The sequence below is a fragment of the Brachybacterium sp. AOP42-C2-15 genome (genome assembly GCF_052377065.1).
In the GTDB taxonomy this organism is placed as follows: Bacteria; Actinomycetota; Actinomycetes; order Actinomycetales; family Dermabacteraceae; genus Brachybacterium.
Window position 1 is genome coordinate 92,345 of sequence record NZ_JBQSWK010000010.1, and the last position, 17,870, is coordinate 110,214.

Here is a 17,870-nt window from a genome sequence, read left to right on the forward strand (position 1 = left end):
CCTCGGTGAGCGTTCCCGGGGCCGACCGCCCGCGGCCCGGGGGCGAGGCTGAGCCGCCCGTCGGCCTGATCCTCGCCGCGGGTGCCGGCACCCGCCTCGGCCGTGGCCCCAAGGCGCTGCTGGTGACGCGCGGCCTCACCTTGGTCGAGCACCTCGCCGGGGCGCTGCTCGGTGGTGGCTGCGCCGAGGTCGTGGTGGTCATCGGGGCGGAGGCGGCACGGGTGCGGGCCGCGGTGGCGGCAGTCCCCGGCGTGCAGGCGCGGGAGAACCCGCACTGGCGCCAGGGGATGGGGACCTCGCTGCAGAGGGGCCTGGCCGCGATCGGCCCCGGCCGAGACGTGCTGTTCACCCCGGTGGATCGGCCCGGGGTGAGCGCCGAGGAGGTGGCCCGGGTGCTCGCCGCCCACCGCCGCGGGGAGATCACCGCCGCCGCGCACCGTGACGCCTCCGGGCGGCTCCGCCGGGGCCATCCGGTGCTCTTCGACGCTCGCTGGACCGCCGCCGCGGCGGACGCCGCGCATCACGAGGTGGGGGCCCGCGAGCTGCTGCGAGGCCAGCGGGAGCTCGTGCAGCTGGTGGACTGCACGGACCTCGAGGACGGCGCGGACCTCGACCTCCCCGAGCAGCTCTGGCGCCTGGGCACCCCGGGCTGATCCCTCAGGCGCCTGGGCGCCTCGGGCTGACCCCTCAGGCGCGGGGGCCGCGGCTCACGTGCAGCGGCCCGCTCCCATCGCGCAGCGGCTCCACCGTCCCGCGGGCCGCGCGCACGGCGAGGATCTCCGCGAGGATCGAGACGGCGACCTCCGCGGGGGTGTCTGCGCCGAGGTCGAGTCCGATCGGGGAGCGCAGCCTGGCCAGCGCCTCCTCCCCGACCCCGGCCTCCCGCAGGGCGGCCCGTCGATCACGATCGCTGCGCCGGGACCCCATCGCCCCCACATAGGCGACGTCGAGCTCCAGCGCGGCCGAGAGAGCCGGCACGTCGACCTTCGGATCATGCGTGAGCACGCAGATCATGCTGCGGGGATCGAGGTCACCGCACTGGGCGGCGTCGGCCAGGAACCGGTGGGGCCAGGCGCGCACCACCTCCGCGCCCGGGAACGATGCCGGATCGGTGAACGCCGGCCGGGGATCGCACAGGGTGATCCGCAGCCCCAGCGGGCGGGCGGCCTCGACCAGCGACTGTCCGAAGGCGTTGGCTCCGAGCACCACTAGATGCGCCGGCCGGGTGCGGGATTCGACGAAGAGCTCGCTCGGCGGTGCACCCGCGCTCGGCGGCGCGCTACCCCTCGGCGGGGCGCCCATGCTCGGTGGCGTGCCCCCGCTCGATGGCGCGCCCTCGTTCTGCGGGGCGAGCCGGATCGTGCCGGTGCGGCCCTCGCGGATCATCCCCGCGACCTGGGAGACGGCGTCTGCGAGCTGTGCGCCGGGGAGCAGCGGAGCGAGTGACTGTCGCACCTCGTCCGGTCCGCTGCCGGGCACGAGGGCGGCCAGCGGCGGGGCGGCGTCTCGTGGCACCTGCGTGACATACGCGGCGGGCGGGCGCCCGTCGACGGTGAGCCCCAGCAGGCTCCGTACCGCCTCGGAATCCTCGGCCGACGGGGGCATGAAGGGCTGCACGAGCACGTCCAGGGAGCCGCCGCACATCAATCCGACGGCGAAGGCGTCCTCCTCGCTGAACCCGAAGCGGTGCACCGCGGCGTCCCCGGTCTCCATCGCCTCCTGGCAGGCCTCGAGGACCGCGCCCTCGACGCATCCGCCGGAGAGGGAGCCGTGCAGCGAGCCGTCGGCGCCGACCAGCATCGAGGTGCCGACGGGCCGGGGCACCGAGCCCTGCGTCGCGACGATGGTCGCGACGGCACAGGCCACGGGGTCGGAAGCACAGGTCAGCCGCTGCTGGGCGATCGCCAGGACATCGAGCACAGGCCCACCCTATGCGCGACCTCTCGCCGGATCGATGATCCCGACCGGGTGACCGGGAGCCTGGATGGGGTGGCCTGAGGCCCGGGAACCGGGCGTCCGGCGCCGGCGCGACATGCCGGGCCCCGCATGTCCCGTCGGCCGGATCCCCGGCATCGAAACTTCTGGTCCCTCGTGCGGCACCATCAGCAACGGGCTCTCGAAACACCGCTCCGACGTCGCGCGCGGGTGAGGACGGCCCCGACGCTTTCCGGACGAACGTTTCTTGTGGTCGCCATCACAACTGCTACTGTCACTGCGCACGAGCGACACCCTGCTCCCCACTGGGTGTCCCCGCAGAACGAAGGAGTTGTGCACCGTGAGCACCCCGTCCCACGCGTCCCCCGGGACGACGCCGGATCCCGGCAGTCCGTCGTCCCCCACCCCCGAACAGTTCCTCGCCGTCCAGCAGTCCGAGGAGTTCGGCCAGCTGCGTCGCAACTTCCGCGGCTTCGCGATCCCGATGACCATCGCCTTCCTGGTCTGGTACCTGGCCTACGTGCTGCTGTCCACCTACGCTGAGGGCTTCATGTCGATCCACGTGCTGGGGAACCTGAACCTCGGGATCATCCTCGGCTTCAGCCAGTTCCTCATGACCTTCCTGATCACCTGGCTCTATATCCGCCACGCGAACAAGTCCCTCGACCCGATCTCCTCGAAGATCCGCATCGAGCTGGAAGGTGATCTCTGATGGAATTCGGCAATCCCGTCCTCAACATCGCGATCTTCCTGGCCTTCGTGGTCGTCACCCTGGTGGTCGTCATCAGGGTGTCTCGGACCACCACCAGCGCCAGCGACTTCTACCACGGCGGCCGTGCCTTCTCCGGTCGCCAGAACGGCATCGCCATCGCCGGCGACTATCTCTCGGCCGCCTCGTTCCTCGGCATCGTCGGGGCCGTGGCCCTCTACGGCTATGACGGCCTGCTGTACTCCGTCGGCTTCCTGGTGGCCTGGCTGGTGGCGCTGCTGCTGGTCGCCGAGCCGCTGCGCAACACCGGCAAGTACACGATGGCGGACGTCCTCAGCTTCCGCATGCGCCAGCGTCCCGTGCGCACCGCCGCCGCGACCTCGACGCTCGCGGTCACCTTCTTCTACCTGCTCGCTCAGATGGCCGGTGCCGGCGCACTGGTCTCCCTGCTGATCGGCATCGAAGGGCGGGTCGGGCAGTCGATCGTGATCGCCGTCGTCGGCGTCGTCATGATCCTCTACGTCCTCATCGGCGGCATGAAGGGCACCACCTGGGTGCAGATCATCAAAGCGGTGCTGCTGATCACCGCCGTCGGCGTCACCACCGTGTGGATCCTGGCCCTGAACGGCTTCAACCTCTCCGCGGTGCTCGGCCAGGCGGTGGAGGCGCATCCGGACGGTACCGCGATCCTCGAGCCGATGCTCCAGTACGGCACCTCCGGGTCCTCGAAGCTGGGCTTCGTCTCCCTCGCGATCGCGCTGGTGTTCGGCGCGGCAGGGCTGCCTCACGTGCTGATGCGCTTCTACACGGTGCCCACTGCGAAGGAGGCCCGCCGTTCGGTGGTCTGGGCGATCGCCCTGATCGGCTTCTTCTACCTGTGCACCCTGGTGCTCGGCTTCGGTGCCGCCTACATGGTGGGCGTCGACGTGATCGGCGACCTCCCGGGCGGATCGAACTCCGCCGCTCCCGCGCTCGCCTATGCCGTGGGCGGCACGGTGCTGATGGCCATCATCTCCGCGGTGGCCTTCGCGACCATCCTCGCGGTGGTGGCGGGCCTGACGATCACCGCCTCGGCGAGTTTCGCGCACGACATCTACAACGGGGTGATCAAGCGCGGCCAGGCCGATCCGAAGAAGGAGATCGCAGTGGCCCGGCGCACCGCGCTGGTGATCGGCGCCGTCTCGATCGTCGGCGGCATCCTCGCCGCCGAGCAGAACGTTGCCTTCCTGGTCTCGCTCGCCTTCGCGATCGCCGCCAGCGCGAACCTGCCCTCGATCCTGTACTCCCTGTACTGGAAGCGGTTCAACACCCGCGGCTCGCTGTGGAGCATCTACGGCGGCCTGTTCAGCGCCCTGTTCCTCATCACCTTCTCCCCGGTCGTCTCCGGCTCCGAGACGGCGATGATCCCCGGCGCCGACTTCGCCTGGTTCCCGCTGACGAACCCCGCGATCATCTCGGTCCCGCTGGGCTTCTTCCTCGGCTGGCTCGGCTCGGTGACCTCCTCGGAGCACAACGAGCTCAAGCAGGCCGAGATGGAGGTCCGCTCCATGACCGGTGCGGGCTCCGAAAAGGCGGCCATCGACCACTGAGCAGGTGCGAGCGGCCGGCGGGGGAGCCCTGCATGTCGGCGCTGCCCAGCGGCTCGACGGTCCAGTGACCACGTTCTGCGCCCGCGAGGACCGATCCGGAATCCGGCATCGGTCCTCGCGGGCGCAGAACTCTGCATCCCCGGCCGCCGGGCCGTTCACCGGTAACCCTGCCGTGGACTGCGTCGCGGTCGAAGAGCCGGACGAGCTGCGCAAGAGGTTGTCGCACGAGGCAGGGACCTCGCCACCCGTTATCGGCCGGGCGAGCTCAGGCCAGGCGCAGCCCCGACTCCGGACGCACCGCCCGGTCGTGCAGGTCGATGATCTGCTGCTCGACGGGGTCCGGTGCGGGGCCGGTGCTCGACAGGAGCCGGCACACGGCCACCTCCGCAGAGGCGGTCCGGTAGCGCTCCACCCACTCGCGGTGGATGTCATCGGTCGCGGTGCGGGTGCCGAGCTCCTCGAAGCGGTCCACCTCCACGCGCCAGGGCTTCGGGGTCAGGCGCGCCCGATAGGTGTCGTGGACCCGGCACAGGATCATGTACAGCTCATCGCTGCGCACCTGCCCCATCAGCTTCTTCGCACGCTCGCTCGACGGTGCCGCGCCGCTGCCGGTGATCAGCAGACGGAAGCCGTTGCGGGTGCGGTACGTGCGCACCCCCAGCTCGGGATGGAGGGCGCGGAAGTCCTCGATCAGGGCCAGGGTGCGCTCGTGATGCTCCCCCCGACGACCCGGTGAGCGCAGGCCGAAGGCGTCCGGATCCTGCTGCTGCTCGGTGAGCTCCTCCGCGCGGCGGCCGCCGAACAGACGCGAGAGCAGCCCTCCGCCGCCCGCCGTCACACGGTCCGTCGAGGACGGCTCGACCAAGTCGATGTCGCTGATCAGCACCGCATCGGTGTTCAGCACCGCCGAGCCGTAGCGGTTGCGGGTGATCGCCGCGATCAGGGTGTCGTCGGGCCCGTGGAGCTCCTCGAGCAGCTCCTCCGGAAGGCGTCGCAGCGGGTAGTACTCCAGTCCGTTGTCTGTCCGTCGCTCGGGGCCTCCGGCCGCGGCCACGCGCTGCAGGCGCTCACGCGCATCGCGCTGGGCGTCCTCGGGCGAGGTGTCGGAGGCGCCATGGATCGTGAGTGCCCACTCGTCCCCGCCGGGGACGGTGACGGTCTCGCGGATGGTGGCCCAGTGGCGGGGGATCGGCTGCATGCCCCGACCGTAGTCCGTCACCGCGACGGGGCGGCGGGGAGATGCGGGAGAATGGGCCCATGACCTTCTTCGAGGAGCTCTGGTTCCAGATCGGGGCGTCGCCCGCGGGAGCGCTGGGCGTGCTCATCGCGAGCATCGTGCTCTACCTGATCTTCACCCTGATCCTCCAGGTCGCCGGGCCACGGCTCAGCGCGAACCCGTCGATGCTGAGCTTCGCGGTGATGGCGCTGCTGGGCTCCCTCGTCGCCCGCGCGATCCTCGGCAACACACCGACGCTGGTGGGCGGGCTGATCGCGGTGACCACCCTGCTGGTGCTCGAGTTCCTCCTGGGCAGGCTCCGGCTCGGTGTCGACCGCATCTTCACCCGGCGCGGGCCGCGGCCGACGGTGGTGATGGTCCATGGCCATGTGCTCCGCTGGCATCTTCGCCATCTGGGGCTGCGCGAGACGCAGCTGCTGACGCTGCTGCGGCGCGGCGGCGTGCGCCACGTGATCGACACCGACCTGGTGATCCTCGAGCCGCGCGGAGGGCTGACCATCGTGCGCCGCGGCGAGATGATCGACGAGCGCCTGGTGCGCAATGTGCGTGGTGCGGAGATCATCCCTCGCTCACTGATGCACTGAGCGGGTCCGCCCCCGTCCACGCCAGTCGCACCCGCGCCTGCCTCGCTGCACGTCCGCAAGCATCCGGCCCCGCACCAGCGAAGGTGCGGGGCCGGGGCCGGGGCCCGACGCCGGAGCGTCGGGTGGTGGCGAGGCTCAGGCGAGCTTCGCCTCCAGGGTGATGTTCACGGCGGCGAGTGCCTTCGAGACCGGGCAGCTGCTCTTGGCCTCGTCGGCGATGCGCTGGAAGTCGGCGTCCTCGATCCCGTCGATCTGCGCGGTGACGGTCAGTGCGATGCCGGTGATGCCGCCCTCGGCGATGTTGAAGGTGACGTCGGCCTTCGTGTCCACAGCAGTCGGCGGGGTGTCGTTCTCGGCGAGCATGTTCGAGAACTGCATGGAGTAGCAGGCGGCGTGCGCGGCGCCCAGCAGCTCCTCGGGGGAGGTGGTGCCCTGTGCGGACTCCTCCGCGCGGGCCTTCCAGCTCAGATCGAAGGTGCCGAGCTTGGAGGTCTCCAGGGTGGTGGTGCCGGAGCCGGAGAGCAGGTCGCCCTTCCAGGCGGTGGATGCGGTGGAGGTGACGGGACGGGGCATGGTGACTCCTTCAGTCGACGGTCGCCCCGCGTTTCCGCAGAGGGCGCTCGCCTCCCACCGTAGTCCGGACCCCCGCCGAACGGGAAGGATCGTTCGTCCCTGCGGCCCCCGCACGCGCTGCCGCGCCGTCTGCCGGGTTCCGGCCGCCCGCCTACTGCAGGGACTCGAACTTGCGGATCCAGGCGGAGCCGATGGGATTCGCGTCGGCGACCATGATCACGAAGCGGTCCCCGGCGATCTCGGCGACCTCGGTCAGCGCGACCCGGCGCTCGTGGGCGGGGGAGTGGTCCAGGCGCCGCACGCCGTTCTCGATGATCTTCGCGAAGGAGTCGGTGCGGCCCAGGAAGGCGACGAAGGGCATGTCGAACTTCTCGGCGTAGCGGGCGGAGAGGTCGCGCACCGCGAGGATGTCCTCGTCGGAGAGGTTCTCCAGGGCGAAGGAGCCCACGTCCTGACTGATCGCTCCGGCCTGCTCCTCGTCGGCCGTGACCAGCGTGGCCATGTCCGGATAGGCGCGCACCAGCGCATCCTGCTCGGAGCGCTCCGCGGTGAGCACCGCGTCCTCGATCGCGGCGCGCAGGGTGGGGGCGTCGGCGAAGGGCCGGGCCTCCCAGGCGCGCTCGAGAGGCCAGGTGGCGCCGTTGAACAGGGAGCCGAAGGTCGCCACGAAGGTCTCGCGGTCCATGTCGTTCACCGCATCGATGCCGATCCGCTCGCCGGCAGCGGTGGTGGTGACCATCGAGCCGCGCTGGCCGCCGATGTGGAAGAACAGCAGGTTCAGCACGATCGCGCTGATCGCGCCGACGGTCACGCCGGAGGAGACGAACACCTGCGCCCAGGAGGGGAACACCCCCGCGATGTCCGGCTTGAAGCTGACCAGCATCGCCAGGCCCAGCGAGGTGCCGACGATGACGGAGTTGCGGTTGTCGGTGAGGTCCACCTTGGAGAGGGTCTGGATGCCCACCAGGGCCACTGAGGCGAACAGGGCGAGCGAGGCGCCGCCGAGCACCGGGGAGGGGATCGCGGCGACCACGGCTCCGGCCTTGGGCAGCACGCCGAGGATGATCATCAGCACGCCCGCTCCGGCGACCACCCAGCGGGACTTCACGCGGGTCAGGCGCACCAGCCCGATGTTCTGCGCGAAGCAGGTGTAGGGGAAGGAGTTCAGCACGCCGCCCAGCAGAGTGGAGAGGCCGTCGGCGCGGATCGCCTCGGAGATGTTCTTGGGGCGGATCCGCTTGCCCACGATCTCGCCCGCGGCGAAGACGTCGCCTGTGGTCTCCACCATCGTGATCAGCATGACGATGATCATCGAGATGATCGCGGTCGCCGAGAAGGTGGGGATGCCGAAGTAGAAGGGGGTGGTGACCCCGAAGGCAGACGCCTCGGTGACGCCGTTGAAGGAGGTGTCGCCCAGCAGCACGGCGACCAGGGTTCCGATGACCAGGCCCAGCAGGATCGCGATGGTGCCGAGGAAGCCGCGGAAGAACCGCTGCACCAGGACGATGATCGCGAGCGTGCCCAGCGCGTAGAGGATGTCGCGGGCGGCGGGGGTGCCCTCGGCGTAGTTGGTGATGTCCCCGGCGGAGACGCCCAGCAGGGTGATGCCCATCGTGGTCAGCACGGTGCCGATCACCACCGGCGGGAAGAAGCGCAGGATCTTCGCGAAGTAGGGGGCGACCAGGAAGGTGAACAGGCCCGCGACGATGATCGAGCCGTAGATCATCGGCAGCCCCTCGGCGCCGCCCTCGCCGCCGGTCGCGGCCAGGCCGATCGCGATGATCGGGCTCACCGCGGTGGTGGTCACGCCCTGGATGATCGGCAGGCGCACGCCCACCTTCCAGAAGCCGACGGACTGGATCAGCGTCGCGATGCCGCAGGTGAACAGGTCGGCATTGATCAGGTGGATCGTCTGCTCGGCCGTGAGGTTCAGGCCCGACGCGATCAGCAGCGGCACGATCACCGCGCCGGCGTAGAAGGCCAGGACGTGCTGGACCGACAGCACGGTGAGCTTCCCGGCGGGCGGCACCTGGTCGACGGGATGGGTGCGGGCTGCGGGGGCGCTCGGCGCGGCGGCGGTGGTCATCAGGATCCTTGAGGTCCGTCGAGAGTGGGAGTCTCGACGTGGGAGAGGAGGCGGGGCCGACGGGACGGCCGCGCACCAGAGTAGGCTCCTGCGCCGCTGCGGGCGCAGCGCGCCCGCGGGTGAGACGGGTGAGATCGGACAACGTGCGGGCGGAGCCGCTGGCAGCGGCTGAGCGCGGGTGGAGCCGCTGGCGGCGGCTGAGGAGAGCGGTGGCAGACCGCGTGGGTGAGATCGAAGGCAACGGGTGGCTTCTCCTGCGCGGGCGGGGTAGAAGGGTGCGGTGACGACTTCCCCGCCTCGCGACAGCGCCCCCCGCCCGGCCGACGCTCTTCAGGACGATGCCGCCCCGGCAGTGCCCGCCTCGACGGCCCGGGTCCCCGCGCGCACCACAGCCGTCGGCACCGTGCTCGCTGTGCTGGCCATCGCGACCATCGCACTGAACCTGCGCCCCGGCGCGACCGGCGTCGGCCCCCTGATGGAGAGCGTCGTGGGCGCTTATGGGCAGGGCGCCTTCGCCTCGGGGCTGCTGACCGCCCTGCCGTGCCTCGCCTTCGGCGTGCTGGGGCTGCTGGCGGTCCCGATCTCCCGCCGGGTGGGGCTGACCGGTGCGATCGTCGCCTCCTTCGTGCTGGTCGCGATCGGGCTGCTGCTGCGGCCCGTCTCCGAGCTGTTCTCGGTGTTCGTGGCGCTGTCGGTGCTGGGTCTGCTGGGACCCGCGCTCGGCAACGTGCTGGTGCCGGCATGGGTGAAGCTCCACGGCGGGGCACGCACGGTGGCGCTGATGACCCTGTACAGCGTGATGCTCGCGATCGGCGGCTCGCTCGGTGCCGCTCTCGCGGTGCCGCTCGCAGGAGGTGCGGCCGACGGCTGGCAGGACTCGCTGCGGTTCTGGGGGATCATCGTGGTGGTCCCGGTGGTGGTCTGGGCGATCGTCCTGACCCGCACCGGTCACGACTTCCCGCCGGCCCCGCCCCGTGGGGAGCTCAGCGGTTCGCTGCTGCGCTCGCCGACCGCGATCGCGCTGATGGTGACCTTTTCGATGCAGTCCTTGAATGCGTACACCCAGTTCGGGATGCTCCCGCAGATCCTCACCGACGCCGGTGTCACCCCTGCCCGCGCCGGGGTGCTCGTCGCCGTGATCGCAGGCTGGGGCCTGGTGGGCGGGCTCGTGATGCCGAGCGTGATCGCGAAGGTGCGCGGACTGCGCTGGATCGTGGGCGGCTTCGGTCTGCTCACCACGGCCGGCTACATCGGTCTGCTGCTGGCGCCCGGCGTGAGCCCGATGCTGTGGGCCTGCGTCCTGGGGATCGGCGGCTTCGTCTTCCCCACCGCGATCGCGCTGCTGCCCGCTCGCACCCGGAACCCGCTGGTCACGGCCCGGCTCTCCGGGATGGCCCAGCCCTATGGATACATCCTGGCCGCGCTCGGTCCGATCGTGGCCGGCGCGCTGCTGGGAGCCACCGGCTCCTCGGACGCGGTGCTGTGGTTCCTCGCAGCGACCGGCCTGGTGATGGCGGTCTCGGGCTTCCGCGCGGCGCTCCCGCGGATGGTCGACGACGAGATCGCGGCCTGAGCGGGAGACCCCTGCCGACAGGCGGTTCCGTGGCAGGATGCTCCTATGAGCCTCGTCCGCACCCTGCGCATCCTGGCCTCCCAGCGGCCCTCCACGCCCTCGCGCGCCGTCGCCGCCCCGTCCCGGGTGGAGCGCCGTCGGCACGGACAGGTGCCCGTCACCTGGCTCGACCAGGAGCTCGCGGGGGCCGCAACCATCGTTCACCTCCATGGCGGCGGCTACCTGCGCGGTGAGAGCCCGCAGACCTGGAGCTGGCTCGAGGAGATCGCCCGACGCTCCGGCGCCGCGGGCGCGATGATCCACTACCGTCTGGCGCCGCGCCACCGCTACCCGGCCGCGATCGAGGACGTCCTCCACGCCCTCGACGGCATGGCCGAAGCAGCGATCCTGCGCCCCGGCCGCTGGGTCCTCTCGGGGGACGGCGCGGGCGCCGGACTCGCCCTCGCAGTCGCCCAGGTGCTCGCCGAGAGCACCCACGAGGCACCGGCCGCGCTTCTGCTCGAATCCCCCTGGGTCGATCTCAGCCGGGAGGAGCACGGGCTGGAGGAGCTGAGCACCGCAGCCCGCCTGTATGCGGGCGGGGTCCCGCGCACAGAGCCGCGCCTCAGCCCGCTGCTGGGAGGGCTGTCCGCCCTGCCCCCGGTGCACCTCGTCACGGGCTCTCACGACGAGCTGATCGCCGATGCCCGGAGGCTGGACAGTGCGCTCACCGCGGCTGGCGCCGAGCACGAGTACCTCGAGATCCCGGAGGCCTCCCACGCCGTCGCGATCCGCGGGGAGGGACCTGCCTCGCAGCGTGCCCGCCGGTTCCAGATCGCCGCGGTGCGCGGCGCGCTGGGGATGGACGGCGGCGCCGCTCACTGAGTTCACCGCCTGCGGTTACCCTGTGCCTCATGGCGCGAGGCGATCAGCGGGTCAGCCGCAGTGACGGCAGCGATGACAGCTGCAGCAGTGATGGCAGCAGCAGTGGCAGCAGCAGCGACAGCAGTCATCACAGCGAGAGCATGACCTGGACCGGCAGCCGCTCCGTGCTGGCAGAGATCCGTGACGCCCTGATCGTGCACTCCACGGCAGGAACCCTGCGGCTGGTGCTGCAGCAGCTCACGCTGCGAGACCAGGGACGCGCCGTCGGGAGCCACGAGGTGATCGACGGGATCATCGACGTGGACGGCAACTTGGTGGTGGTGCCGATCGGCGAGGCCGTGCGAGCCGATCCCGCAGCATCCGCAGCGCTCGATGCGGCCCTCGCACGCCTGCGCGCCGAGATCCTCGCGGAGCTCGGTGCTGCTCCGGACTCCCTCGAGGTGGTGATGGACGCCGACCGCACGCGCCGCGTCCGCATCGTGCGCTCGCTGGAGGTCTCACCCGCAGGGGTCGTCGGCCCGCCCCCGCACCCGGCGCTGCACGACGGCCGCCACCACATTGTGCACCACGCCCCCGCCCTCGACGAGCTGCGGGACCGGCTGGCCCCACCGCCGCCCGGGCTCCTGGCCCGCCTCCGGGCCGTCCTGGGCAGGGGAGCGCGTCGCGCCCGCTGAGCACTGGTCGTCGTCCGGCGGAGACCACGTCCCGCTGGTTGTCCTCGGCAGGAGCCGCGGTCAGGCGGTCGCTGCAGCCGGAGCGCTCATGCCGGCCGCGGTCGCGCCGGGCAGGCTGAGCCCGATCGCGTGCGCGAGCGTCACACCGAGGTCGGCCCATGACCCCTCGACGGTGCTCGCCGGCAGTCCCGGCCCGCAGGCGAGCACGACGGCGACGGCCGACGGGTCGCTGACCGTGCATGGGCCTGCGTAGTAGGGGTCGTCCCCCTCCACCAGCGAGCGATGCGTGGCGGAGAGCCCGAAGACTGTCCCGCGGTCTCCTTCGAGCACCGCGATCACATCGGTCTGATCGCTGGCTCCCACGCCGTCGTCCACCTGCCGCAGCGACAGCCGGCCATGCGCGCTGACCTCGCTGAGAGTGCTGAGCGCGCGGAGGGCGTCAGTGCGGGCCGCGGCACCCGCCTCGCGCCGTACATGCACCACCCCGCGGGGGCCGTCCGGCCAGACCAGCGCATCGACGTCCTCCAGGCGGTTCCCCTCGGCGCGGAGCAGGCCATGCGCCGCCAGCGTCGTGTTGGGATGGGCCAGGAGGGTGGTGGGGATCAGCGGCCGCCCCGGCACCAGGAGCACCCGATCCTCGGCAACGGGCGCGAAGGCGGTGAGGATCTGCTCGAGGACGTCGGCGGTGTCCAGCAGGGCACGCTGCGCCTGTGCCGTCCCGGGACCGAGGGTGCGGCGCGTGATCGCGAGCCCGGTCAGTCGTGCGGCGAGCAGATCGATGTGTCCGCGCTCGAGCGCCTCGGCGGCGATCTCGGCGACAAGATCGTCGGGAGGGACCTGGGAGAGCTGGACCCCGGCCTCGCGGCGGAGGGCGAGATGCTCCGCAACCATCCGCGACGAGCTGGTGGCCACCGCCATCTCCCAGCGAGTGCGATAGCGGTGCAGGTCCTCGACCAGGGGAAGGCAGAGATCGATCTCGGCGCCAGCGGTCGCGGGCCACTGCAGCGCCGCCGTCACCAGCCCTGCCGCATGCGCCTGCGTGAACAGGGTGGGCGCCGCCATCGAGCTCGCATACCAGGCGGAGCGGCTCTCGGGACGGTCCAGGGCGAAGGGCTCCGCGGTGGCGACCCCGGTGTGGGCGACGGATGCCCCCGTGATCAGGCTCGCGAGCGCCGGTGCGGGCTCGGAGGGTCCCCCCGGGCGGATCCGCAGCTCCGTCATCCCGGTGAGCACGGTCCGTGACAGCACTGGGAACCGGCTGTCGCCGTCAACGGGCGCGGCGGCGTCGCGGAGCATCTCGAGGTCGTTCTCATCGAGCCCGTCGACGGCGAGCAGCAGGGTGCGAGAGCGGCTCATGGGACACCTCCTCAGGTCCTCGACAGCAGTCCAGGAACCATAGGAGGGTCCTCTGGCCACGACACGAGGGCCCGGTGAGCACCGGGCCACCGCAAGATGAACAGCGTGTGCGAAGGCTCAGTCGCAGGTGACGTAGGTGAGATCGTCCCCGGCGAACAGCGGGGAATCCTGGTCCAGGAGGTCGTCGAGCGGGATGTGGGGAGAGGCGAGGACCTCCTCCTTGGTGGCCTTCTGCACCGCGCGGTGCAACTCGTCGTCGGCGAGCGCCGGGACCAGCAGTCCCTCCTGCTCGGCGATCCCGCAGCCATCGAGGCCGTGGATGGTCAGGCGGATCGCGGCATCGGCGACGCTGCCGTCCTCGGCGATCTGGGCGACGATCCCGAGGCGGTAGGCGAACAGCCCGACGGCCCGGGTCGCGGTGTCGATGGCGGTCCAGGCGATGGTGGCTCCGAGGGCGAGGGCTGGGCCCTCCTCATGCTCGGTGCGGTGCCAGCCGGCGGCGAGCGCGGGGCGGCCGACGGTGCGGAACGGCTCGGCGAGCGCGATCGCATAGAAGAGACGGTTCCCGTCGTCCCAGGCCGTGCGCAGCCCGTCCCGCCAGAACTCGGGGGAGTTCTTCGCGATGTGGTCGTGCGCGGCCTCGTCGTCCAGGCCGCGCAGGTCCTCGGGCGCGAGATAGGCGGCGCTCACGAAAGTGGTGAGGAGGTCGCGAGCCGAGTCGAGGACGCTGTCGTCGGCGCTGAGATCGGCCCAGCCGTCCAGCTCCTCGGCCGCGCCCTGGATGCTCAGGCCACGCAGCTCCTGGGCGGAGCGCGCGTTCCATACGGCGGGGTCGAGCGAGGCGAGCGGGTCGCGGGCGATATCGGTGGAGGTGGGGACCGGCCGAGGGCCGCCGCAGCCGGTGGTCAGCAGGAGGGCGCCGGGGACGGTGAGCAGCGCGGCCAGAGAGCGTCGCCGCATGACCGGGGCCTCCTGGGCCTCCCGGGCCGTCATCTCAGCTCGGGGTCCGCGGGGTCGGCCCGGCCGCTGTCCGCATCGAGCCGCCGCCGGATGGTCGCCGCGGTCTCGCGATCGTGCCGGACCGCCTTGTCGACCAGCGGCTTGGTGCTGGTCTCGGGCTCCTCCGGCTGGACCACCAGCCAGACGACGACACCGAGAGTGAGCAGCAGGCAGAGGGCGATCAGGATCAGCAGCAGCGGCCACGAGAAGGGGACAGGGTCCCAGAAGGGGTCGCCGCCGAAGGCGATGACGCTCCCGGCGACGATGCTCACGAATGCCCCCTCGGATGCGATGCACGGGTCACGGGCGGGTGCCCCGGACCGCTGAGATCACTGCCAGCATAACGCCGCCCCGCTTTCTGACGTTATGCTGGAAATATTATGGCTGACGTTATTGTCGGGCGCTTCGCGCTCATCGACCTGATCGCGAAGGGCGGATCCGGGTCCGTCTGGCGTGCCTGGGACTCGAAGGCCCAGGAGCTCTGCGCTGCGAAGGTCCTGCGACAGCGCGACTCCGCGGACCTGATGCGCTTCGTGCGCGAGAAGGGCGTCAGCTTCGATCACCCGCACCTGCTCACCCCCTACGGCTGGGGCGCGGAGGACGAGCACGTGGTGATCGCGATGCCGCTGATCTCCGGGGGAACGCTCGAGTCCGTCGTGAAGAAGAAGGGCAAGCTCGGCGAACCCGCCGTGGTGGTGATCCTCGACCAGCTGCTGGACGGCCTTGCGCATGTGCACGCCGAGGGCTGGATCCACCGCGACGTGAAGCCCGCGAACATCATGTTCGAGGCGCGCGGACGTGCTCACCCCGCCTCCCGGCTCGCCGACTTCGGCATCGCGGTCCACGAGACCGACGTGCGCTTCACCCATGTGGGCATGGTCAACGGCACCCCCGGCTACATGGCGCCGGAGCTGTTCTCGATGGCGGAGCCGGCACCCTCCCATGACCTCTACGCCGCCGGGGTCGTCGCACTGGTCGCGCTCAACGGGTCGATCAAACTGCATGACGGCGCCTTCCGCCCCGATGAGCTGACCCAGCACCTGCGGGGCGTCACCCCGAAGCTCTCGGCCGTGATCCGTCGCCTGGTCGCTGCGCAGCCCGAGGATCGCTACCAGGACGCCGAGTCTGTGCGCCGCGATCTGCCGCGCGTCCCGCAGGGCTATCCGCTGGCGCATGCCGACGGCGCGCCGCTCGAGTTCATCGACACCCTGGACCCGATGCCGGAGAACGCCCCCGGCGCCGCGCGTCCCGAACGCCCAGCACCTCAGGTCGCTCCGTCCTCGCTCGAGGCGATCCGTGCCGGGCAGGTGCAGCAGGGCTTCAGCTCAGGCTCCCCCTCCCCGCAGACCGGCCCGCAGTGGGCGCAGCAGACCCCGCCGGGCACCCCGCCGCAGCAGGCGGGCAGATTCAATCCCCAGGGCTTCACCGCCACTCAGACCTCCACCGGGTTCACCGGCCAGAACGGGGCGCGCAACCGTGGCACCTTGATCGCGGTGGCGCTCGGGGCGGGGGCCGCGCTGGTGCTAGGCGTGATCGTCGCGGCTGTGCTGCTCATGGTCTTCAACGACAGCCCCGCCTCCGCATTCGGGGGGACGGCTGGTCCCGTCAGCAGCATCGATGCCTCCTTCGCCGAGGTCGAGCCGGGGCAGGAGTGCGTCGCCGAGGACGAGGGCATCATCGCGCTCACCGCCGACGGTGACTACCTCTCCTGCACCCTCGCCGCCGACGGCGAGGGCTACTCCTTCTCCTGAGACGCGCTCGCTGGTGCTGACGCCACCTCGCGAGTGCGCCGGAGTGCCTCTCGAGTACCCCGCGCGCGAAGGCTCGCTGGTGCTGACGCCTCCTCTGGAGTGCCTCTCGTCTTCCTCTCGTGTTCCTCGCGCGCGATCCCCTCTGAACTGTCGCTTGGCCGGTCCTTGTGCGACAGCTGAGAGGGGATGGCGGCCCGTGGGTGCCACGTAGATCGCCACGTAGGCCGCAGTGCAGGCTGAGGCTCAGGCCGCGACGGTCTTCAGCGGGCGGCGACCTTCAGCTCGCGACCGCTCTCAGCGGGCGGCGACGGCGATGGTGTCCAGCGACTGCAGCAGCGCCCCGCGCCGAGGATCCATCAGCAGGTCGATCCGCAGCGAGGGTGCGCCGTCGCCCCGGCCGGGCACCGTCCAGCGCAGCTGGGCACGGCTGAGCACCTGGGCGTCCTGGACGCGGAGCTGCTCGAGCCTCCCCATCTCGACCCCGGAGGCTGTGAGCGCGGCGCTGAAGCGGCGTCGGCGTTCCTCGCGGGGAACGTCGAGGTCCATGTTGTCCGCGAACCAGGCCTCGGCCACGGTGTCATCGTCCGTGCACAGCCACCGCAGCGCCGCGTCGGCCGCCTCGAGGGTGCGGGCGGCGGCCTGCACCGGGCGCCGGGCCAGCAGCCTGGGGACCTCCTGCTGGAGGAGGCGCAGCGTCTGCATCGACAGGGGAGTCGCCGGGGCGTACTTCGAGTTCGCCAGCGCCACCACCCCCACCCCGGAGTCACGGTGCCAGACCATGAAGGAGCCGTACCCGGGGTAGCCGCCCGAATGGGATATGACCTGCCCGAGGTCCGGGAAGTCCTCGACCACCAGGCCGAATCCGTAACCGCGCACCCGGTCGAAGCCGGGCGAGAGGGCGGCAGAGGCGGCAGGGCCGGCGGCGCCGGTACTCGTGGGGGTGGCGGCGGTGCCGGGTGCGGCGGCAGTGCCGGTGACGGCGGGCGTGACAGCGGAGGTGCCGCGGACGGCGGGATGTGCCGGGAGCGCCTGGTGGCGGTACAGCTGCTGCATCTCGCGCCGGGAGGCGGTGGCCAGCGGGCCGGTCGAGCGCTGCGCGGCGTCGGGGGCGTCAGCCGCGGCGAGGAAGCGCACCCAGGCGGCCACGTCATCCACAGTGGAGAACAGCCCGGCCATCGCTCCGTACACGCCGGGGGAGTCCAGCGGCACGGGCTCGAAGCGGCTGGCGTCGGTGCGATCGGCCAGGCGGTGCCCGGTGGCCAGCTGCGCGGTGTCGATCTCGGCTTCCGACCAGCCGGTGGCGCCCAGGCGGAGCGGCTCGAGGAAGCGGCGCCGGATCTCGTGGGTGTAGTCGCTGCCGGTGATCTCGTCGATCACCCTGCCGAGCAGCGCGTACCCGGTGTTGGAGTACTCGAAGCCGGTGCTGGGACGGTGCACGTGTCCGAGCCCGCCCCGCAGCATGGCCGCGAACTCCTCCCGGGTCATCGCCTCCTGGCGGTCACCCCAGGGATTGTCGGTCACCAGCCCAGCGCTCATGGTGAGCAGCTCGCGCAGGGTGGGTTCGCGGTCGTCGGCAGCGAGGTCGAAGGCTCCGGCGGCTTCGGGGACATAGGCGGAGACGGGATCCTCCAGGCGCAGCCGGCCCTCGTCCCGCAGGGCGAGGATGGTCGCGGCGGTGAAGGACTTCGTCATCGAGGCGATGCGGGAGACGGTCCCTCGTTCCATCGGCCCGGAGCCGGCGGCCTGCACGCCGCCGGTGAGCTCCCGCGCTCCGGCGGCGCCGTGGGCGAGCACCGCCTGCTGGTGGCCGTGGCCGCCGATGATCGCCCAGGTCACTCCCGCAGTGCGGTGCTGGATGACGGCATCGTCGAACAGCGCGGCGACGGCGGTGGTCACGGAATCGGGCAGAGCAGGGGCGCTGTGGCTGGTCTCAAGCATGG

The 17,870-nt window shown here is 71.6% G+C and carries 16 protein-coding genes; 8 read left to right on the forward strand and 8 right to left on the reverse strand.

The genetic code is table 11. The features are described from left to right. The first annotated feature begins 5 nt into the window (after nt 1–5). On the forward strand, nt 6–653 hold the full coding sequence (locus ACT3SQ_RS07625; protein ID WP_444601024.1) for a nucleotidyltransferase family protein: 648 nt from the start codon (nt 6–8) through the stop codon (nt 651–653). Between the two features lie 34 nt (nt 654–687). On the opposite strand, the gene ACT3SQ_RS07630 is transcribed toward ACT3SQ_RS07625, so the two are convergent. Then, a complete protein-coding gene (locus ACT3SQ_RS07630; RefSeq protein WP_444501853.1) occupies nt 688–1,920 on the reverse strand; it encodes an XdhC family protein in 1,233 nt (410 codons plus the stop codon). 355 nt (nt 1,921–2,275) lie between these two features. Here ACT3SQ_RS07630 and ACT3SQ_RS07635 point away from each other — a divergent pair, with 355 nt between their 5' ends. Next, on the forward strand, nt 2,276–2,647 hold the full coding sequence (locus ACT3SQ_RS07635) for a DUF485 domain-containing protein (RefSeq protein ID WP_441443953.1): 372 nt from the start codon (nt 2,276–2,278) through the stop codon (nt 2,645–2,647). Next, complete coding sequence (locus ACT3SQ_RS07640) at nt 2,647–4,233, forward strand: solute symporter family protein (protein WP_441443954.1); 1,587 nt, start codon at nt 2,647–2,649, stop codon at nt 4,231–4,233. Before ACT3SQ_RS07635 ends, ACT3SQ_RS07640 begins: the two co-directional genes overlap by 1 nt. Before the next feature lie 265 nt (nt 4,234–4,498). Here the strand turns inward: ACT3SQ_RS07640 and ACT3SQ_RS07645 are convergent, their stop codons facing one another. Continuing rightward, nucleotides 4,499–5,431 (reverse strand): hypothetical protein, encoded by a 933-nt coding sequence (locus tag ACT3SQ_RS07645; RefSeq protein WP_441443955.1) that lies wholly within the window; start codon nt 5,429–5,431, stop codon nt 4,499–4,501. Nucleotides 5,432–5,490: 59 nt separating this feature from the next. Between ACT3SQ_RS07645 and ACT3SQ_RS07650 the strand changes: the two genes are divergently transcribed. Further along, on the forward strand, nt 5,491–6,054 hold the full coding sequence (locus tag ACT3SQ_RS07650) for a DUF421 domain-containing protein (protein WP_441443956.1): 564 nt from the start codon (nt 5,491–5,493) through the stop codon (nt 6,052–6,054). A 135-nt stretch (nt 6,055–6,189) separates the two neighbouring features. Here the strand turns inward: ACT3SQ_RS07650 and ACT3SQ_RS07655 are convergent, their stop codons facing one another. Then, nucleotides 6,190–6,627: an OsmC family peroxiredoxin gene (locus tag ACT3SQ_RS07655; protein ID WP_441443957.1), complete on the reverse strand. Its 438-nt coding sequence runs from the start codon at nt 6,625–6,627 to the stop codon at nt 6,190–6,192. A gap of 151 nt (nt 6,628–6,778) precedes the next feature. Further along, complete coding sequence (locus ACT3SQ_RS07660; protein WP_441443958.1) at nt 6,779–8,713, reverse strand: solute carrier family 23 protein; 1,935 nt, start codon at nt 8,711–8,713, stop codon at nt 6,779–6,781. Between the two features lie 280 nt (nt 8,714–8,993). On the opposite strand from ACT3SQ_RS07660, the gene ACT3SQ_RS07665 reads away from it, so the two are divergent. The 3 genes from ACT3SQ_RS07665 to ACT3SQ_RS07675 all read left to right on the forward strand — a co-directional run bounded on the left by ACT3SQ_RS07665 (nt 8,994) and on the right by ACT3SQ_RS07675 (nt 11,824). Continuing rightward, nucleotides 8,994–10,286 carry an MFS transporter gene (locus tag ACT3SQ_RS07665; protein ID WP_441443959.1) on the forward strand — a complete coding sequence of 431 codons (1,293 nt, stop codon included), beginning with the start codon at nt 8,994–8,996 and terminating at the stop codon, nt 10,284–10,286. Between the two features lie 45 nt (nt 10,287–10,331). Further along, complete coding sequence (locus tag ACT3SQ_RS07670; protein WP_441443960.1) at nt 10,332–11,150, forward strand: alpha/beta hydrolase; 819 nt, start codon at nt 10,332–10,334, stop codon at nt 11,148–11,150. A gap of 140 nt (nt 11,151–11,290) precedes the next feature. Next, nucleotides 11,291–11,824: a hypothetical protein gene (locus ACT3SQ_RS07675; RefSeq protein ID WP_441443961.1), complete on the forward strand. Its 534-nt coding sequence runs from the start codon at nt 11,291–11,293 to the stop codon at nt 11,822–11,824. Between the two features lie 60 nt (nt 11,825–11,884). On the opposite strand, the gene ACT3SQ_RS07680 is transcribed toward ACT3SQ_RS07675, so the two are convergent. The 3 genes from ACT3SQ_RS07680 to ACT3SQ_RS07690 form a co-directional block, all read right to left on the reverse strand. Further along, nucleotides 11,885–13,180, reverse strand: a complete 1,296-nt coding sequence (locus tag ACT3SQ_RS07680) for an alkaline phosphatase family protein (protein WP_441443962.1) — start codon at nt 13,178–13,180, stop codon at nt 11,885–11,887. A 117-nt stretch (nt 13,181–13,297) separates the two neighbouring features. Further along, a complete protein-coding gene (locus ACT3SQ_RS07685) occupies nt 13,298–14,140 on the reverse strand; it encodes a hypothetical protein (protein WP_441443963.1) in 843 nt (280 codons plus the stop codon). Between the two features lie 29 nt (nt 14,141–14,169). Further along, entirely contained in the window at nt 14,170–14,451 is a 282-nt protein-coding gene (locus ACT3SQ_RS07690) for a hypothetical protein (RefSeq protein WP_441443964.1), read from the reverse strand. 108 nt (nt 14,452–14,559) lie between these two features. On the opposite strand from ACT3SQ_RS07690, the gene ACT3SQ_RS07695 reads away from it, so the two are divergent. Beyond that, entirely contained in the window at nt 14,560–15,930 is a 1,371-nt protein-coding gene (locus ACT3SQ_RS07695; RefSeq protein ID WP_441443965.1) for a serine/threonine protein kinase, read from the forward strand. A gap of 294 nt (nt 15,931–16,224) precedes the next feature. Here ACT3SQ_RS07695 and ACT3SQ_RS07700 read toward each other — a convergent pair whose 3' ends face one another. Beyond that, nucleotides 16,225–17,868 carry a serine hydrolase domain-containing protein gene (locus ACT3SQ_RS07700; RefSeq protein ID WP_441443966.1) on the reverse strand — a complete coding sequence of 548 codons (1,644 nt, stop codon included), beginning with the start codon at nt 17,866–17,868 and terminating at the stop codon, nt 16,225–16,227. Nucleotides 17,869–17,870: the final 2 nt, after the last annotated feature.

Coding starts and splice junctions, on each gene's coding strand:
- ACT3SQ_RS07695 (WP_441443965.1), top strand. CDS start 14,560: ATGGCTGACGTTATTGTCGGGCGCTTCGCGCTCATCGACCTGATCGCG.
- ACT3SQ_RS07655 (WP_441443957.1), bottom strand. CDS start 6,627: ATGCCCCGTCCCGTCACCTCCACCGCATCCACCGCCTGGAAGGGCGAC.
- ACT3SQ_RS07685 (WP_441443963.1), bottom strand. CDS start 14,140: ATGCGGCGACGCTCTCTGGCCGCGCTGCTCACCGTCCCCGGCGCCCTC.
- ACT3SQ_RS07670 (WP_441443960.1), top strand. CDS start 10,332: ATGAGCCTCGTCCGCACCCTGCGCATCCTGGCCTCCCAGCGGCCCTCC.
- ACT3SQ_RS07660 (WP_441443958.1), bottom strand. CDS start 8,713: ATGACCACCGCCGCCGCGCCGAGCGCCCCCGCAGCCCGCACCCATCCC.
- ACT3SQ_RS07645 (WP_441443955.1), bottom strand. CDS start 5,431: ATGCAGCCGATCCCCCGCCACTGGGCCACCATCCGCGAGACCGTCACC.
- ACT3SQ_RS07675 (WP_441443961.1), top strand. CDS start 11,291: ATGACCTGGACCGGCAGCCGCTCCGTGCTGGCAGAGATCCGTGACGCC.
- ACT3SQ_RS07680 (WP_441443962.1), bottom strand. CDS start 13,180: ATGAGCCGCTCTCGCACCCTGCTGCTCGCCGTCGACGGGCTCGATGAG.
- ACT3SQ_RS07640 (WP_441443954.1), top strand. CDS start 2,647: ATGGAATTCGGCAATCCCGTCCTCAACATCGCGATCTTCCTGGCCTTC.
- ACT3SQ_RS07650 (WP_441443956.1), top strand. CDS start 5,491: ATGACCTTCTTCGAGGAGCTCTGGTTCCAGATCGGGGCGTCGCCCGCG.
- ACT3SQ_RS07700 (WP_441443966.1), bottom strand. CDS start 17,868: ATGCTTGAGACCAGCCACAGCGCCCCTGCTCTGCCCGATTCCGTGACC.